At 31.1% G+C, this 17,058-nt stretch carries 16 protein-coding genes; 2 read left to right on the forward strand and 14 right to left on the reverse strand.

The features are described 5' to 3' along the window. Positions 1 to 4: 4 nt before the first annotated feature. The 14 genes from rplB to G8C43_RS04715 form a co-directional block, all read right to left on the reverse strand. A complete protein-coding gene (gene rplB, locus G8C43_RS04650) occupies positions 5 to 826 on the reverse strand; it encodes a 50S ribosomal protein L2 (protein WP_105298127.1) in 822 nt (273 codons plus the stop codon). A gap of 13 nt (positions 827 to 839) precedes the next feature. Then, positions 840 to 1,130 carry a 50S ribosomal protein L23 gene (rplW, locus tag G8C43_RS04655; RefSeq protein WP_105298128.1) on the reverse strand — a complete coding sequence of 97 codons (291 nt, stop codon included), beginning with the start codon at positions 1,128 to 1,130 and terminating at the stop codon, positions 840 to 842. A 4-nt stretch (positions 1,131 to 1,134) separates the two neighbouring features. Next, positions 1,135 to 1,764 carry a 50S ribosomal protein L4 gene (rplD, locus tag G8C43_RS04660; RefSeq protein ID WP_105298129.1) on the reverse strand — a complete coding sequence of 210 codons (630 nt, stop codon included), beginning with the start codon at positions 1,762 to 1,764 and terminating at the stop codon, positions 1,135 to 1,137. Then, positions 1,755 to 2,378 (reverse strand): 50S ribosomal protein L3, encoded by a 624-nt coding sequence (gene rplC / locus G8C43_RS04665; protein WP_055425373.1) that lies wholly within the window; start codon positions 2,376 to 2,378, stop codon positions 1,755 to 1,757. Before rplC ends, rplD begins: the two co-directional genes overlap by 10 nt. A 467-nt stretch (positions 2,379 to 2,845) precedes the next feature. Further along, the gene (locus G8C43_RS04670) at positions 2,846 to 4,960 is read right to left on the reverse strand and encodes a prolyl oligopeptidase family serine peptidase (RefSeq protein ID WP_166004460.1); all 2,115 of its coding nucleotides are present in this window, start codon (positions 4,958 to 4,960) and stop codon (positions 2,846 to 2,848) included. 84 nt (positions 4,961 to 5,044) lie between these two features. Continuing rightward, the gene (locus tag G8C43_RS04675) at positions 5,045 to 5,965 is read right to left on the reverse strand and encodes a PfkB family carbohydrate kinase (protein WP_166004462.1); all 921 of its coding nucleotides are present in this window, start codon (positions 5,963 to 5,965) and stop codon (positions 5,045 to 5,047) included. 194 nt (positions 5,966 to 6,159) lie between these two features. Further along, positions 6,160 to 7,074 (reverse strand): DUF3078 domain-containing protein, encoded by a 915-nt coding sequence (locus tag G8C43_RS04680; protein ID WP_160562691.1) that lies wholly within the window; start codon positions 7,072 to 7,074, stop codon positions 6,160 to 6,162. A 431-nt stretch (positions 7,075 to 7,505) separates the two neighbouring features. After that, positions 7,506 to 8,114 (reverse strand): DUF4254 domain-containing protein, encoded by a 609-nt coding sequence (locus G8C43_RS04685; RefSeq protein WP_160564303.1) that lies wholly within the window; start codon positions 8,112 to 8,114, stop codon positions 7,506 to 7,508. Positions 8,115 to 8,151: 37 nt separating this feature from the next. Further along, the gene (gene tatA / locus G8C43_RS04690) at positions 8,152 to 8,346 is read right to left on the reverse strand and encodes a twin-arginine translocase TatA/TatE family subunit (protein ID WP_160541855.1); all 195 of its coding nucleotides are present in this window, start codon (positions 8,344 to 8,346) and stop codon (positions 8,152 to 8,154) included. Between the two features lie 76 nt (positions 8,347 to 8,422). Then, the gene (locus G8C43_RS04695; protein WP_160541854.1) at positions 8,423 to 9,961 is read right to left on the reverse strand and encodes a murein hydrolase activator EnvC family protein; all 1,539 of its coding nucleotides are present in this window, start codon (positions 9,959 to 9,961) and stop codon (positions 8,423 to 8,425) included. Further along, entirely contained in the window at positions 9,961 to 10,755 is a 795-nt protein-coding gene (locus G8C43_RS04700) for a DUF4292 domain-containing protein (protein WP_166004464.1), read from the reverse strand. The genes G8C43_RS04695 and G8C43_RS04700 overlap by 1 nt, the downstream gene beginning before the upstream one ends. 5 nt (positions 10,756 to 10,760) lie before the next feature. Beyond that, positions 10,761 to 11,771, reverse strand: a complete 1,011-nt coding sequence (locus tag G8C43_RS04705; protein WP_160557065.1) for a sugar phosphate nucleotidyltransferase — start codon at positions 11,769 to 11,771, stop codon at positions 10,761 to 10,763. Positions 11,772 to 11,821: 50 nt separating this feature from the next. Beyond that, complete coding sequence (gene dut / locus G8C43_RS04710; RefSeq protein ID WP_166004466.1) at positions 11,822 to 12,256, reverse strand: dUTP diphosphatase; 435 nt, start codon at positions 12,254 to 12,256, stop codon at positions 11,822 to 11,824. A gap of 32 nt (positions 12,257 to 12,288) precedes the next feature. Next, the gene (locus G8C43_RS04715) at positions 12,289 to 13,917 is read right to left on the reverse strand and encodes a hypothetical protein (protein WP_166004468.1); all 1,629 of its coding nucleotides are present in this window, start codon (positions 13,915 to 13,917) and stop codon (positions 12,289 to 12,291) included. Positions 13,918 to 14,188: 271 nt separating this feature from the next. Between G8C43_RS04715 and G8C43_RS04720 the strand changes: the two genes are divergently transcribed. Both G8C43_RS04720 and G8C43_RS04725 read left to right on the forward strand, forming a co-directional pair. After that, positions 14,189 to 15,748, forward strand: coding sequence for a helicase HerA-like domain-containing protein (locus G8C43_RS04720; protein WP_166004470.1), 1,560 nt, complete (start codon positions 14,189 to 14,191; stop codon positions 15,746 to 15,748). Positions 15,749 to 15,774: 26 nt separating this feature from the next. Next, on the forward strand, positions 15,775 to 17,040 hold the full coding sequence (locus G8C43_RS04725; RefSeq protein ID WP_166004472.1) for an exonuclease domain-containing protein: 1,266 nt from the start codon (positions 15,775 to 15,777) through the stop codon (positions 17,038 to 17,040). Positions 17,041 to 17,058 lie beyond the last annotated feature (18 nt).

Genomic DNA, 17,058 nt, shown 5'->3' on the forward strand with positions numbered 1-17,058 from the left:
TAGATTATTTTCTTTTTTGTAAAATATAACGATTCGATTCTTTCTTCTTTGAACGAGTCTTGTATCCTTTTGCAGGCATACCTTTTCTAGATCTTGGATGTCCTCCGGTTGATCTACCTTCACCACCTCCCATTGGGTGATCTACAGGGTTCATTGCTACCGGCCTTGTTCTTGGTCTTCTTCCTAACCATCTGCTTCTACCTGCTTTACCAGATACGATTAGCTGATGATCTGAATTGGAAACTGAACCAATTGTTGCCATACATTCAACTAAAATCATACGAGTTTCTCCGGAAGGCATTTTAAGAACAGCATATTTACCGTCTCTGGCTATAAGTTGTGCGCTGGTTCCGGCACTTCTTGCCATTTTTGCTCCTTGTCCGGGACGTAACTCAATACATGAAATAACAGTACCTAAAGGTATGCTTTTTAATTTCATTGCGTTTCCAATTTCAGGAGCAACACTCTCTCCTGAAACGACTTTTTGTCCTACCTTAATACCGTGAGGAGACACAATGTAGCGTTTTTCACCGTCTGCATAAACCAATAATGCGATAAATGCAGTTCTGTTTGGATCATATTCTACTGATTTTACAGTAGCCGGAATGCCAAACTTATTTCTCTTGAAATCGATCTCTCTGTATCGTTTCTTGTGTCCACCTCCGGTATAACGCATGGTCATTTTTCCGGAATTATTTCTACCTCCTGATTTAGAAATTCCTCTTAGTAAGGATTTTTCTGGTTTTGAAGTAGTGATTTCTTCAAAATTGTTAACAATTCTGAATCTTTGTCCGGGGGTGATAGGTTTTAATTTTCTTACCGACATGATTCTTTATAAATTATATATTTCCAAATACATCAATGGTTTGACCTTCTTTTATGTCAACCATTGCTTTTTTCAATTTATTAGTTTTTCCAACTTGAAGACCTGTTTTTGTATATTTTGATTTAACAACAGGTGCAGAAATTAATGTTCTTACTGCAACTACATTAACTCCGTAAGCTTGTTCTACAGCATATTTAATCTCTGACTTATTTGCTTTAGTATTTACTAAAAAAGTATAACGATTTCTTTTTTCAGCGATTTCGTTAGCTTTTTCTGATATAATAGGTTTTATGAGTACAGACATAATTCTATTTTCTTAAATTTTCTTGTATTTTTTCTACTGAGCTTTCAAACAAAACCACTTCATTCGCTTTTAAGATATCATAACTACTTATCTCGTTATATCCTAATACTTTAGCGTCTTGTAAATTTCGTGATGACAAGTATACATTTTTATTAGACTGCCCTAAAATAAACAAAGCTTTTTTGTTAGCTAGTCCTAAATCTTGTAAAACTTTAGTAAAATCTTTTGTTTTAGGTGCTTCAAAATTTAAGTCTTCAACTACTTTTAAGTTGTTTTCTTTTAATTTTTGGCTAAAAACTGATTTTTTTGCTATTCTTTTTAATGATTTATTTAATTTGAACCTGTAATCTCTTGGTCTAGGTCCAAATACTCTTGCTCCACCTCTGAACAAAGGGTTATTGATATCTCCTTTTCGGGAACCTCCTGTTCCTTTTTGACGATGAAGTTTACGAGTTGATCCACTTAATTCAGATCTTTCTTTAGATTTATGGGTTCCTTGTCTCTGTGATGCCAAATATTGCTTTACTTCTAAGTAAACAGCATGTGTATTTGGTTCAACTCCAAATATTGTTTCGTCTAAAGTAACCTTTCTTCCGGTTTCTTTTCCGCTTCTATCTAGTACTACTAATTCCATCTTCTTACAATTACATATGAATTTTTAGGACCCGGAACTGCACCTTTTACAATTAAAAGATTTTTTTCATTGTCCACTTTTATAACCTGTAAATTTTGCACTGTCACCTGATTTCCACCCATTCTTCCAGCCATTCTCATTCCTTTAAATACTCTGGATGGATCTGATCCTGCTCCAATAGAACCCGGAGCTCTTAATCTGTTATGCTGACCGTGTGTTGCTTGCATAACCCCTCCAAAGCCGTGTCTTTTAACCACCCCTTGGAATCCTTTACCTTTTGAAGTTCCAGTAACGTCAACATATTCTCCTTCTGAAAATAAATCAACTTTTACTTCTTCTCCAATTTTCAATCCGTCAAACCCATGACGAAACTCCACCATTTTTCTTTTTGGTGTTGAACCTGCTTTTTTGAAGTGACCTAAAAGGGCTTTGCCGACATTTTTTTCACTTCTGTCATCGAAACCTAGCTGAACTGCATAATAGCCGTCCTTTTCTTCGGTTCTGACCTGTAAAACTGTACATGGACCCGCTTCTATAACAGTACAAGGAATGTTTTTACCTTCCTCGTCAAACAAGCTGGTCATGCCAATTTTTTTTCCAATAATACCTGACATTTGTTCTATTTATATATTTTTTCGGACTGCAAAATTAAAAAATTTTTTTCACAATTTAACATTCTGATTCAAAATTTTTTATAATTAGTTTTTATTTTGATTTTAATGAATTTAACTTGATTAAAATTTTAATTTAAAATTTATCATTATTCCATCCAATTTTTGGTAAATTAATTCAGAACAAAATACTTATAACTTTATTGTGTTTTTAAGTTTTTCACATATCACGTAATTCCTTTTTTTCTCAATATTAGGTAAGCTCCAATTCTTTTAATTTAAATTAATCTATATTTTGCATAATTTGATTGAATGTAATTTTTCTATTTTTTAAATCATTTAATTATAAAATTTTTTTTAAAACTCTATTGATTTTACTATATATATTACTTATAATAATCTTTCTATAAAAAATAAGGGATTGCTATAAAATAAAGCAATCCCTCGGGGTTATTTTTGGTTTTTTGTATTTATTTTAACTCTTTAATTCCGAAATTTTTAAAAGCAAAAGCAAATTTATCTGCAGTTTCTTCAATAAGTAAATCAATAGGTTTTCCGGCTCCATGTCCGGCCCTGGTTTCAATTCTTATTAAAACCGGATTTTTGCAATTTTGTTTTTCTTGCAATTCTGCAGCAAATTTATAGGAATGAGAAGGAACTACTCGGTCATCATGATCTCCGGTTGTAATTAATGTTGCAGGATAGCAAATTCCTTTTTTAACATTATGTACCGGAGAATAGGATTTAAGATAAGTAAACATTTCTTTATTATCTTCTGCTGTTCCATAATCATACGCCCACCCGGCTCCGGCGGTAAACGTATGATATCGTAACATATCAAGAACACCCACAGCCGGTAAGGCAACTTTGGCTAAATTTGGCCGCATGGTCATTACTGCTCCTACTAACAATCCTCCATTGGATCCTCCCGATAAGGCTAAGTATTCTGTAGATGTATATTTGTTTGATATTAAATATTCACCGGCGGCTATAAAATCTTCAAATACATTTTTTTTCTTTAATTGAGTTCCTGCGTCATGCCACTTTCTACCGTATTCCCCTCCTCCTCTAAGGTTAGCAACTGCATAGACTCCTCCATTTTGTAACCACACGGCAGTCGCTACAGAAAATACGGGAAGCAGACTAATTTCGAATCCACCATATCCATATAAAAGGGTTGGATTTTTCCCATTGAACTGTGTCCCTTTTTTATAAGTAATTGTCATCGGTATTTTCGTTCCGTCTGATGAAGTATAAAAAATTTGTTTACTCTCAAATTGATTTGGATCAAAGTTTATCTCAGGTTTTTTGTACAGCTCTGATTTTCCGTTTTCCGTATCTAACTTAAAAACGGTTGATGGATATATGTAGCTGGTAAAGGAATAATATATTTCTTTTTGATGAGATTTTCCTGTAAAGCCTGTTGCCTGACCTAATCCGGGTAATGGTAAGGTTCGTATTAAGTTACCATTTAAATCGAATTGCTTCACTTCAGAATGTACATCAACAATATAGTTAGCAAAAAAATATTTATTAGCACCGGTCACATGTAAGACTGATTCAGACTCCGGTATGATCGTTTCCCATTTCGGCTCTTTCTGCCCTAATTGTGTTACATTCAATCTTACCAATTTTTTATTGGCTGCCTGTTCATTGGTTTCAATATATAACCAATCTCCTTCGGTAGTGATTACTTCGTAATTATTGGTAAAACCGGTTACGATGGGTTGTATTTTATTCTTATTTTGGGTGTCCAAAATATAGAGTTCATTACCCGATGTTGAATTTGCTGCCGTAATAATTACATATCGTTGATCTTCGGAAACCTTTGCATTGATATATCTTCTTGGTGTTTTTTCTCCCCCGAAAATTATCGGGTCTTTGGATTGAGATTCCTTTAAGGAATGAAAATACAAGATATGATGTTCTGTTTTCCCCGATAATTGACTTCCTTCTTTCGGCTTTTGATAACTCGAATAATAAAATCCTTCATTGGCTTTCCAAGCTATGTTTGAAAATTTAACGTGAGTTAAAGTATCTCCAATCTGTTTTTTAGTTTGGGTTTCAATTACTACTACTTTCCTCCAATCTGAACCACCTTCGGATATTTGATAAGCGGCTAGGCTTCCGTCTTTACTGAAATCAATACCACCCAAAGAAGATGTACCGTCTTTAGAAAAGGTATTGGGATCTAAAAATACCTCTTCTTTTCCTCCGGAAGTTAATTTTCTATAAAGCACCGACTGAGGCTGCAATCCATTATTTTTATAATAATAGGTATAATTTCCTTCCTCAAAAGGTGCTGAAATTCTTTCGTAATTCCACAGCTTTTTAAGCTGGTCTTTTAGTTGATTTCTAAACGGTATGTTATGTAAATATTCAAATGTCAACTCATTTTGAGTTTTTATCCATTGTTGAGTTTTAGGAGATTGATCATCTTCCAACCATCTATAAGGAGCCGGAACTTTTTCTCCAAAATATTCGTCAAACACCGATTGTTTTTCTGTACTAGGATATTTCATGTGTTGTGCATTTACGGTTAAGCATGAGACTAAACTTAACGTAATTATTTTTGGTTTTATCATAAAAACTAATTAATAATTATAAAATTAAAAAAAACCTTTAATTAACAAATTAAAGGTTAGATAAAATTATGGATGTTAAAAATATTAAAAGCTGTAATTATATTCGGTCAAATTTTTGAATTCATTTAGTCTATTTTCATATTCCATGGAAGATAACTCTTGCAATTTCTCTGTACCGAATTTTTCAACCGTGAAAGAAGCTAATGCACTTCCCACGATAATGGCTTTTTTCATGTTTTCATAGGATAAATCTGCCGTTTGGGTTATATAGCCTGCAAATCCCCCTGCAAAAGTATCTCCGGCACCCGTTGGATCAAAAACATCTTCTAAAGGCAGAGCGGGAGCAAAAAATATTTTATTTTCATTAAATAATAAGGCACCATGTTCACCTTTTTTTATAATCACTACCTTAGGACCCATGCTTTGAATTTTTTTTGCTGCTTTAACTAAGCTGTATTCCCCCGATAATTGTCGGGCTTCTGCATCGTTTACTGTTAATACATCTACTTTGGAAATAATTTGAAGTAATGAATCCCAAGCGGTATTCATCCAGAAATCCATAGTATCTAAGATTACCAATTTTGGTTTATCAGTCGTTTGTTCTAAAACAGATAATTGTATGGCGGGATGTAAATTTCCTAACATTACAATTTCAGAATTTTTCTGAGATTCGGGTATTTTGGGCTCAAAATTTTCCAACACATTTAATTCGGTGATTAATGTATCTCGATTATTCATATCTATATGATATTTTCCTGACCAAAAAAAAGTTTTTCCGTCTTCTATTTTTTTTACTCCTTCAATACCTATGGAATTTTTATGAAATACCTCTATATATTCAGGTTTAAAATCACCGCCAATTACAGAAACAAGGTTAACTTCTGCTCCCAGCTTGGAAGCAGCCAAACCTATATAAGTGGCAGCTCCGCCTAAAATTTTATCAGTTTTCCCAAATGGGGTTTCTATGGCATCGTATGCTACGGTACCCACTGCTAGTAATTTCATTTATTTTAATTAAAATTGTGTGTCTACAAAGATAAACCTATTGTAAAAGATAAGAAAAGTTTTACCGAAAAATATATCCTGTTTTATAAAAAATTTTTTACTTAAATACCTATACTTCAATATTTATTAAATATATGTTTAAATTCATTCAGGTTGATTTTTATTTTCGACAACTAATTCTATTCTCCTTACGGCTATTTATTTTTTGACTTAAATCCGTAGGATAAGCCTATACCAAATGTTTGTCTTGTTTGAACTCTTTCTATTTGATCGTGATCATAAATTAAGTCAAAGGTTAGTTTCGTGGATATGTGGTTATTGACTTTCATATCTATAACACTTCCAAAATTCACATCAACCCTTTCGGTATGAGATAAGTAATTGGTAAATAAAGACAAAGCATTATCCCAAACAACATTTTTCATGATTTCAACTTTATATTTAGCGGTAACCATTGCCCCAAGTTCCATAAACATACAGTCTCCGTCATGTTTTAATCCGTAATTATCTTTTTTCTGCAACTTTCTGTCCAGAACAAATGTATTTTTAGAGGTTATGGGTAATAATGATAATTGAAAATTTCCATCCGGCTTATATTCAAAACCAACCCCCAACGTTAAATAGCCCGGAGACATAAAAGAGGAAATTCTGTCTTTGGAAGTGTAATCCGGATGGGCAGAATAATCATATCCGTTAAACATTTGTGTTTTAAAAGACATATCTATACTTGCATACCAATTCTTTGATATGCTCCTTCCATACATCGACTCAAGTAACAAAATATCATCTGTTTTTCTCATCTTATCGTTTTTGTTGTTAACTTGACCATAACCGATAGTTATTGTATTTTTAAAAATATTTTTTCCTTTTTTGTAATCTAAGGAATATTTTATTCTTGCTGATCCTCCAAAAGAATTTGTTCCTCCGGCTATCCAATGTGAAAATGAACTTTGATTTACTATAAGTGAATGGTCTCCACTAATTTTCCAATTTTTAGTTTTTTTGGGAACAGTTACCGTATCTGTAACAGGATTTTCTGTACCTAATTGTTGAGCATAAATAAAATGTGAAAGGATGGATACAAATAAAAATAATAAAATTTTCTTCATCATTCTTGATCGATTTATTGGTTTTAAAAAAAGTTAAATATAGCAAGTATTCAATTTACGCATTAGTTTACTTTTATTTATCAATTAAAGGATTGAATTGATATTGTTTTTTTTGTATTATGTAAGTTTCTTGTTTAATGAAATAAATAATATACGAATATATTCGTATATTATCTAAATTCAAAATTAAATATGCGTATTGTTGATTACCTTACTAATTATTTTTTAAAAAATGAGAATTTTTAAGTATTTATTGGTCGCAAAATATTCCATAGAAATATTAATGGAGAGTGTTTTATAGTGAGGTAAAATCAAAATGAACATGAATGCAAAAAAAATAAAAATAACTATAAGAGCAATATCATATATAGCTGTTGTTATTATTCAGCTATATATGATGTAACTAATTTATATTAACTAAAAGATAAATTTTATTTTTTGCTTTTATAAAGAACCGGATTTAATTCGTCATCATTGTACATCTTCATTTGTTTATATACTTTCATATACTTTTTCCCGGCTGAGTAGTCTTCTAAAAGTTCTTCTATTGCAGTAGACAAATCCACATACTGTTGTTGTAAAACATCTAATTTTTTCTGACAGCTTTCTTTGTGTTCTTGGCCCGCATCCGGACGTTCAACCTCAGCTTTCATATGATATATCTTTAAAGATAAAATCGATAAACGATCTATCGCCCAAGCCGGACTTTCCGTATTTATTTTTGCATCGGGAAGAATTTGAACGTCTTTATATTTATTTAAAAACCAGCTGTCCAAATTTTCTACCCGATCAGTCCTTTCTTGATTAGATTTATCAATCCACCTTTTTAATCGTAAGGCTTCAATCGGATCAATATTTTCATCTCTAATTAGGTCTTCCAAATGCCATTGAACGGTATCAATCCAATTTTTTAAATACAATAAATGTTCAAGGCTATCTTGAGGATATGGGTTGTTAATTTTCTGGTTTACATCATCTTTTACATGATAATCCTGAATACTTTGGTTAAATATTTCCCAGGCTTTTTCTGTAAATTTCATGTTGTTATTTATTATTTTACTAATAATTAATTTGTGATTAGTTTTCGTCTTTAGAATTGGATGATGATTGAGAATCTTTTTTCTTTTCATCATCTGACTTAGTAGCATCTTTAAACTCCTTCAAACCTGTTCCCAAACCTCTCATCAATTCAGGAATTTTTTTCCCACCAAACAATAATAATACTACAATCAATATTATTACTATAGACATAGGATGTTCAAATAATCTCATAATTTTTTTGATTTGTTTCAAAGTTAATGAATTTTTGAAAATTCTTAACTTCAATAATACATTTTCTATAAATAACTTACATACCGGATAACCAGTTGGATGGATTTTGAGGAACAGTACCTTTCCATACCTGGAACCCTAAAAGGGTGGTATTCGTATCGTCTGTGTAAATTTTACCTAACGCTTGACCTGTTTTTACTTTGTCTCCTACGGAAACAATAACAGTTGAAAGGTTTGAATATAAGGTAAAATAATTTCCATGACTGATCAATACTGCCTTACCTCCGCCGGGAACTATTAAAATTCTACTTACCGATCCGTTAAATACGGATTTAGCTAAACTACCCGGTGCAGCAGCTATCTCAACGCCTTGATGCTCTACATAAATATTCGGTACTACCGGATGTGGCGTTCTACCAAATCCGGAAACCACTGTTCCTGCAACCGGCCAAGGTAGTGAGTTTTTATTGGCTTCAAAATTTCTAGACAGTGTTTCTGAAGCACTCGTATTTATGTTAGGAATATCTAAGGACTTTTTCTTTGCAACTGCTTTTTCTTCTGCAATTTTTGCATCTTGTGCTTTTTGGGATGCTAATTTTTCGGCTGCCGACTTTTCAGCAGCTGCCTTTTCAGCAGCTTTTCTAGCGTCGTCCGCCCTTTTTGCGGCTGCTTTATCATTAGCCTCTTTTTCAGCGGCTAATTTAGCGGCTAAAGCTTGTTCTGCTGCTTTTTTAGCTGCAGCCGCTTTTTGCGCAGCCATTTTTTCTGCCGCCATATGAGCCTCCATTGCTTTTTTAGCTCGTTCTTCTTCTATTGTTTTTTTTCGTAATCTTTCCGCTTCTTCTGCCTTTCTTCTTTCTTCAGCCTCTTTTGCCTTAACAACTCTAAGCTCTTCTGCAATAATCGCTTGAACCTGTCTTTCCAAAGCCTTTCTTTGTGATTGCTTTTGCTTTATTTTTTCGGCTAAATCACCTTGCTCCTTCATATATCGCTCAACTAAAATTTCTTTTTCTTTCTTTTCTGTGTTTAGTTGATTGATTTGGGCTTGTTGTTGAGCCAAAACCTCTAATTTTTCTTTTTTTGCGGCTTCTCTTAATTCGATGGTATGCAAAATTTGCTGTTGTTTTTCATTAATTTCAGCAACTTTTTCATCTTGAAATTCCGAATATTTCTGTAAATATTTTATACGTCGAAAAGCTTGGGATATGTTTTCTGACGATAATATGAATAAAATCTTATTTTGAACGGATTTATTTTTATAGGATCGTATCAATACATCTGCATAATCTTCTCTCAGCTTTTTTAATTCTCTTCGTAATTTATTAACCGCTAATTGATTTAAATATATTTCTTCATCTAATACTCTGGCTTCTTTCCGTGTGGTGTTGATCAATTTTGCCCGTACGCTGATTTTTTTATTAAGATTCGCAATATATGTAATAGATGTTTTCGATTCATTTTTACTTGAAATCAAAGCCTTGTTTAGTTCGGCAATCTCTTGTTTTAACTGAGCACTCTGTTTTTGAAGGTCTTCTTTCTTATAGGGTAACTGACTATAGATAAATATAGTTAGTAAAAGAAAGAAAAATGTATATATTTTTTTATTAATAGCCATTAATTAATTTTTCTTTGCGAATATCCCTTTGGAATTTCAAAAGGCGTTTCCATATTAACGAACTCAAATTTATTATAATTCAATGTAATTTTAATCTCTTTTTCTCCTTTTATGAAAATTTTAATATTTCTTGGCAAAATTTTATTCTCAATATTTATATAATCATCATAATCTATCTGTAAATACGTATTTTTTGATGGATCATCCATACGTATCTGTCTCAAATTAAAATTGGAATCGAAGGTAAGTCTTCTTGAAAAATTTCTTGCATCTTTACCGCTGCCTACTTTCATAGTTTTTTTGGAAGTAAGTATGTAGTAATTATTCTCAATTGAAAAATTAAAATCGTTGATATCTAAAGGAAAAAATAATTTACCTATCAATAAATCTTCAATATTTTTATAGGTTAAAAAATCTACTTTTAAAAGATTATTTAGATAATCAAAATTTGAATCAACATATGTTTTTCCTAATCTTTCATACATCTTAAATCCTCCCGGATAAATGGAAGCTCTTGCTAAAGGAAGAATTAAAGATGCGTTAGCCCAAATTTGATTTCCTTTATCGATATATAGGGTTAAGGCTACCGAAGGATATGAATTCTCCGATTCTATATCTGCATTGGCTTTTATCTTTAAAGTAGTAAAATCGACAGGTTGAGCAATAGTTTTAACTAAATTTTCAACACTTGCATTTTCATACTTAATTTCTTTTTCATTGATGGATATTCCTTTTTGGGTTTTACATGAAAATATCAATGCAGAAGCCAAGAATAGAATCAGTAATTTTTTCATATCTTTTATTTAGTTTCCAATACACTAAAGTCACCTAAGCTTAATGATCGAGAGACCCCAATATACTTAGCCGAATTACCAATCATTGAATTGGTAAGATTTCCGTGACTGATTTGAGTGTTTTCTTGTATCAACGAATTTTCTATATTACTTTTATTAATTTTAGTTCCATTGCCTAAAGAAACATTGGGACCTATTTTTGAGTTAATTATTTCTACATTTTCACCGATGAAACACGGTGGAATAATTAAACTGTTTTCAATTTTAGCACTTTCAGGATATAAAGCTAATTCATCTTTTTCATAATTTAAAATTTTAGAATTAGTTTCTACCGTTACATCCTTGTTTCCACAATCCATCCAGTCATCTACTTTTCCAAGTGTAAATTTAGCACCTTTATCTCTTAGAATATCTAAAGCATTGGTCAGCTGATATTCATTAGCTACTTTAATATCGTTATCAATCAGATAATTTATTTCATTCATTAATTTATCTGCATCCTTGAAATAATAAATACCTATAATTGCTAAATCGGAGACAAACTCTTTGGGTTTTTCAACGATTCCTTTTATAATACCGTATTCATCTAATTTCACCACTCCAAAAGCACTCGGATCTTCCACTTTTTTAACCCATATTACTCCATCTGAATTTTTATCTAATTGAAAATCTGCTTTAAATAAAGTATCCGCAAATGCAATTATAATGGGTCCTTTCATACTTTCTTTCGCACAATGAATGGCATGTGCCGTTCCTAAGGGACATAATTGATGATAGATAGTACCTTTAGCTCCTAATTTTTCAGCAATATCTATCAATTGATTTTCCGTTTCTTGTCCAAAATCGCCTATTATAAATGCTATTTCTTCTATTTTATCATCCACTACTTTAGCGATGTCTTCAACTAATCTTTGAACGATGGGTTTTCCTGCAATAGGTATCAACGGTTTTGGAATAGTCAATGTATGCGGCCTCAACCTTGACCCTTTACCGGCCATTGGAACAATAATTCTCATAATTTATCTAATTAAAATGTTCTTAAAAAGTTTTTTTAGTATTACTAATTTTATTTGATTCCTGAACTTCCATATCCCCCTGCACCTCTCACCGTTTCACTCAATTCTTCCACTTCTTCCCAAACTATTGTTTCATGTTTTGCTATCACTAATTGCGCTATCCTCTCTCCATCATTTATAGTAAAATCTTCTTTAGAAAGATTTACTAAAATTACCCCTAATTCACCTCTATAGTCAGCATCTATAGTTCCGGGAGAATTAGGACAACCAATTCCGTGTTTAATGGCTAATCCACTTCTTGGACGGATTTGCCCTTCATATCCGGGAGGTATTTCAATGTATAGTCCTGTAGGTATTATTTTTCTTTCCAAAGGCTTTAATAATACAGAAGCTTCCAAGTTTGCTCTTAGATCCATTCCTGCGGAAAAGGCAGTTTTGTATTCGGGCAGCTCATGCTTTGATTTATTTATAATTTTAATTTTCATTTGCAATGGTATATTTTTAAATAAATAATTTATTAGTATAAATTATCATAGGATTTATTCCAGATAAAATTAACTCTACTTGGCAGATCTCTTTTATTAAATTCTTTTAATGATCTTATTAAATATTGTAAATCTTTTGGATCATTACTTATACAATATACTGAAACTTCAGAATTGGCCACTACTGAACAACAATTATTTAATTTCCAAGAGCCTATTTCTATGTAATCTTTGTATACATTTGGGTCAAACCAATGTTTATAAATAAAAATAACATTTACATTTTTTTTCTCTAATTCTGTTCTTATTACTTTAGCAAGATATTCTTCACTTACTTTCTTACTTAGTGCAATATTCTTATTTCCTAAACCAAACATATCAACAATATAAGAATTAGATAAAAACGAAGGATACCCAATATCATTGATTCCTACGCTCTGATTTTCATAATATTTCTTTATAAACTTCGCTGTTTGATACTGTTGATAATAAATTTCTTCAGCACCTCTTTTTATGCAAATATAATTAAAAACTGATCTTTTTGTAAGGTTAATTAAAGGATATAGTAAAAATAAACCTATAAATGAAGACAGAATGATCTTTTTAAGAGTTATTTTTTTAGTTAAGAATGGATATAATTGATAAGCTGAGTAAAAAAATAATGACAACACCATGGGAAATAAAAAAGCCTCATATCGATATATCCATCCGAATTTAGCAAATGATATATAGAGAAGAAGATTTATAAAAAAAGCAAAAATTACATAAATTACTCCATCAATTTTTTTCTTTTTAAACATTATTATAAATTGTGTAAAAAGAGAAAATGCAATCAAAATAATAAAACATATCAGATAAATTCTCGATCCTTTTTTCCATATAAAATTTTCTAAAATTGATTTAAAAGGAATAATTTTCGCCCAAAAGTTTTGTTCTGCCAAATTTGATTTAACTATTACGGAATATGGAAAAAAAGTCCCTCCATTATAAATGAAATAAATTCCAAAGATGGAAACAGATAAACCCGCAGCTATAAAACCTAAAAGACTTAATTTGTATTTATGTTTAAACAGAAGAATTATCCCTCCTGCTATTATAAGAAAAAGCCCCTCATATCTTGAAATGGGCAGAAAAAAAGAAATAATTACATAACTGATTATATTTTTTTTCTCACATTCACCGGAAGTAATTTTCCATAAAATAAAAATATACAATAGAGATAAAAGAGCATGCAATATATGTTCCATTGCAATTATACTCATATTGGGTAAAGGTGTAAATATTATAATAGAGGATAATAAAAAGAATACTGTTAGATTTGAAATTTTATTCTTAAAAAAATCCCAAACAAAGTACATTAAAAATAGTGAAATAATAATATTAATAATTAAAGGGGCTAGTTCATTAACTCCAAATAAAAAAAAGTATAGTGCTAAAAGTAAAGTAAATAATGGAGAAGATGAAGCAGAACTAAATTCATGAGGATTAATCCCCCATGTACCGTATTTTACTAAATTTTTGGAAATCGCCATATGAATATAAGTATCATCTAATGGGTAAGTGAATTTTCCCAGCGATTCAACTATAGAATAGCATATTTCCCCCAAAATAATAAAATAAAAAACAAAAGATAATAAAAGTAATAGTATTTTTTTAAACATATATATATTAAAATTATAATTTGCTAAACAAATATATAAAAAAACGACAATTTATCTTATTGAAATAAAATACTTTGTTTTTATTATTTTGATTTTACAATAAACTTTAAACTATTTGAAAAAATTTAGCCCATGATTAATTATAAGCTGTTTATTTTTAGAAGGTTAAATACCAAAATTAAAATTTAAAAATATTGTTTTTAAGATATAAATATAGCTTACTAACTAATATTTAATATTATATTTGTTTTTAAATTATTAATCATATTTAATGGATAACCTGTTTATTAAAGACCTTACTTCTCGATATAATTATAAGGGAGAAAAAATAATGCTTGGAAAAGCCATGTTAGATGGCCAAATAGTACCGGAAGTTGAAATATCGGTTCCTTTAAAAATGATAAACAGACATGGTTTAATTGCGGGTGCTACGGGTACCGGAAAAACCAAAACACTTCAGGTATTGGCCGAGCAACTTTCTCTTAAAGGTGTTCCAACCTTATTAATGGATATTAAGGGTGATTTAAGTGGAATTGCAAAAGCCGGTGATCCAAATAACCCAAAAATACTGGAACGTTATAAAAAATTAGGTTTATCTTACCATACACAAGGATTCCCGGTGGAATTATTAACTATTTCACAAGAAAAGGGAGTCAGACTCAGAGCTACGATTACTGAATTTGGACCTATATTATTAAGTAAAATCCTTGAACTTAATGATGTTCAAACCAGTATCATGTCAATACTTTTTAAATATTGTGATGATAAAAAACTTCCCTTACTTGATCTTGACGATTTACGAAAAGTTTTACAATTTGTAACCGACAATGATCAAGGCAAATCGGAATTGGCTCAAAACTACGGTTCAATTGCTCCCAGCTCTTTAGGTTCAATTTTAAGAAAGATTGTTTCTTTGGAACAACAAGGCGCCGGTCGTTTTTTTGGAGAACCCAGCTTTAATACAGATGATTTATTGGAAGTTAGAAACGGGTTGGGAGTTGTGAGTATTATTCGTTTAACAGATATTCAAAATCAACCCCAATTTTTTTCAACTTTTATGTTGAGCTTATTGTCTGAAATATATCAGACCTTTCCTGAGGTAGGTGATCTTGACAAACCTAAACTTGCCATTTTTATAGATGAGGCCCATCTTATATTTAATGAGGCTTCTAAAGCTTTACTTAATCAGATTGAAACTATGGTTAAGCTTATACGTTCCAAAGGTATAGGATTATATTTCTGTACCCAGGTTCCGGGAGATGTTCCCGAAGGTGTTTTAAGTCAGTTAGGATTAAAGATACAACATGCATTGCGAGGCTTTACCGCAAAGGACAAAAAAGAGATAAACAAAGCGGTTGAAAATTATCCGACTTCTACCTATTATAAGGCTAATGACCTGATACAACAATTAGGTATAGGAGAAGCATTTGTAACTTCATTAGATGAAAAAGGAATCCCTACTCCTTTGGCAGATACATTCATGATCTCACCGAGTTCTCGTATGGATGTACTTACTTCCGATGAAATTGATGAGATTGTAAATAATTCAGACTTGGTTAAAAAATATGCGGAAGATATTAATAAAGAAAGTGCTTATGAAATTCTTAGTGAAAGAATGAATGCCGTTTCTGATGATAAAAATTCTACAACTACAGAAACTCAAACGAACAAAAAAGGAAACACAACTACTCAAAAATCCGAACCCTCTTTATTTGAAAAAATAATGAATTCACCATTTGTTAGAGATATTGGAAAAACATTTGTACGAGAAGGATCAAAAATGTTTTTCGGAGCTTTAGGGGTTAAAAAAAATACAAGAAGAAAAAATTAATTTTTGACGAGTATAGATATTTTTATATGGACTATGCAATTTTAGATGTGGAAACCAGCGGTGGTAAATTTAATGAAGAAAGTTTAATTGAAATCGCCATATATAGATTCGATGGAGAAAAAATTACAGATTCTTTTAGCTCTTTAGTCAACCCTGAAAAGGAAATACATTTTTATGTTCAAAAGCTCACGGGCATTACGCAAAAAATGGTAAAAACTTCACCCAAATTTTATGAATTGGCAAAGCGAATTGTTGAAATCACGGATGATGCCATTCTTGTTGGACATAATATTAGTTTCGATTATCGTGTAATACGCAGTGAATTTTCTCGTTTAGGATATGACTATCAACGACCCACCCTGGATACTATCACATTAAGCCGAAATCTAATTCCGGGTATGACCTCCTATTCTTTAGGTAAACTTTGTGATTCGTTGGGAATTCCTGTAAGTGATAGACATAGAGCTCATGGAGATGCTCGCGCTACCGTTAAATTGTTTCAGCTTTTATTAGCTAAAGATTTACATAAAAATATTATTGGATCATCCATAAAACATAGCAACTACCAATCTTTAAATAAAAAAATACTTTCTTTTTTAGAAAAGCTTCCCCTTGAAACCGGAGTTTTTTATTTTCATGATGAAAATGACAAAATTATATACATCGATAAAGGTTTAGATATTTCTACTAAAGCCAGACAGATTTTAACTTCAAAAAGTAAAAGGTCAAGAATTTTACAAGTTAAAACCAAAGAAATCAGTTTTGAGCTTACCGGAAATGAAATTATTGCGAACATAAAGGCTTTAAATGAAATTAAAATTAATCGCCCCCTTTATAAGCCTACTAAAGAAAATTATACTACTATATTCGGTATTTTCTTTACGCCACCCACTTTAAGCATTGATTTTATCAATTCTAAAAATAAAAAATATGCTTTATTCGCTTTTGAAACCTTAGATAAAGCTGAAGATGCATTACTTTCTTTACAAAAAAAAATAGACAATGGTGTAAATATACTTTCAGAAATAAATTTTCAAGAAGATACGTATATTTTATTAACAGATAAGGGAAGAACATTCGGTGAAAAATCTTTTTTGTTTTTTGAAAACGGTCATTTTAAAGGATACGGTTTTTATTCCCTGCACACACAAATAAAAAATGTAGAACAGATAAAAAAAATAATGGTTCCATCCACCATAAATGTTGAAATTTTACTTCAAATACGTAATAAATTTTTCATTTCAAATAAGTTACAAAAAATTATTATTTCAGAACCCAACCTTTTCAGTTAAATTCAATTTAAACATTTT

The organism is Apibacter sp. B2966 (genome assembly GCF_011082485.1).
GTDB lineage: Bacteria > Bacteroidota > Bacteroidia > Flavobacteriales > Weeksellaceae > Apibacter.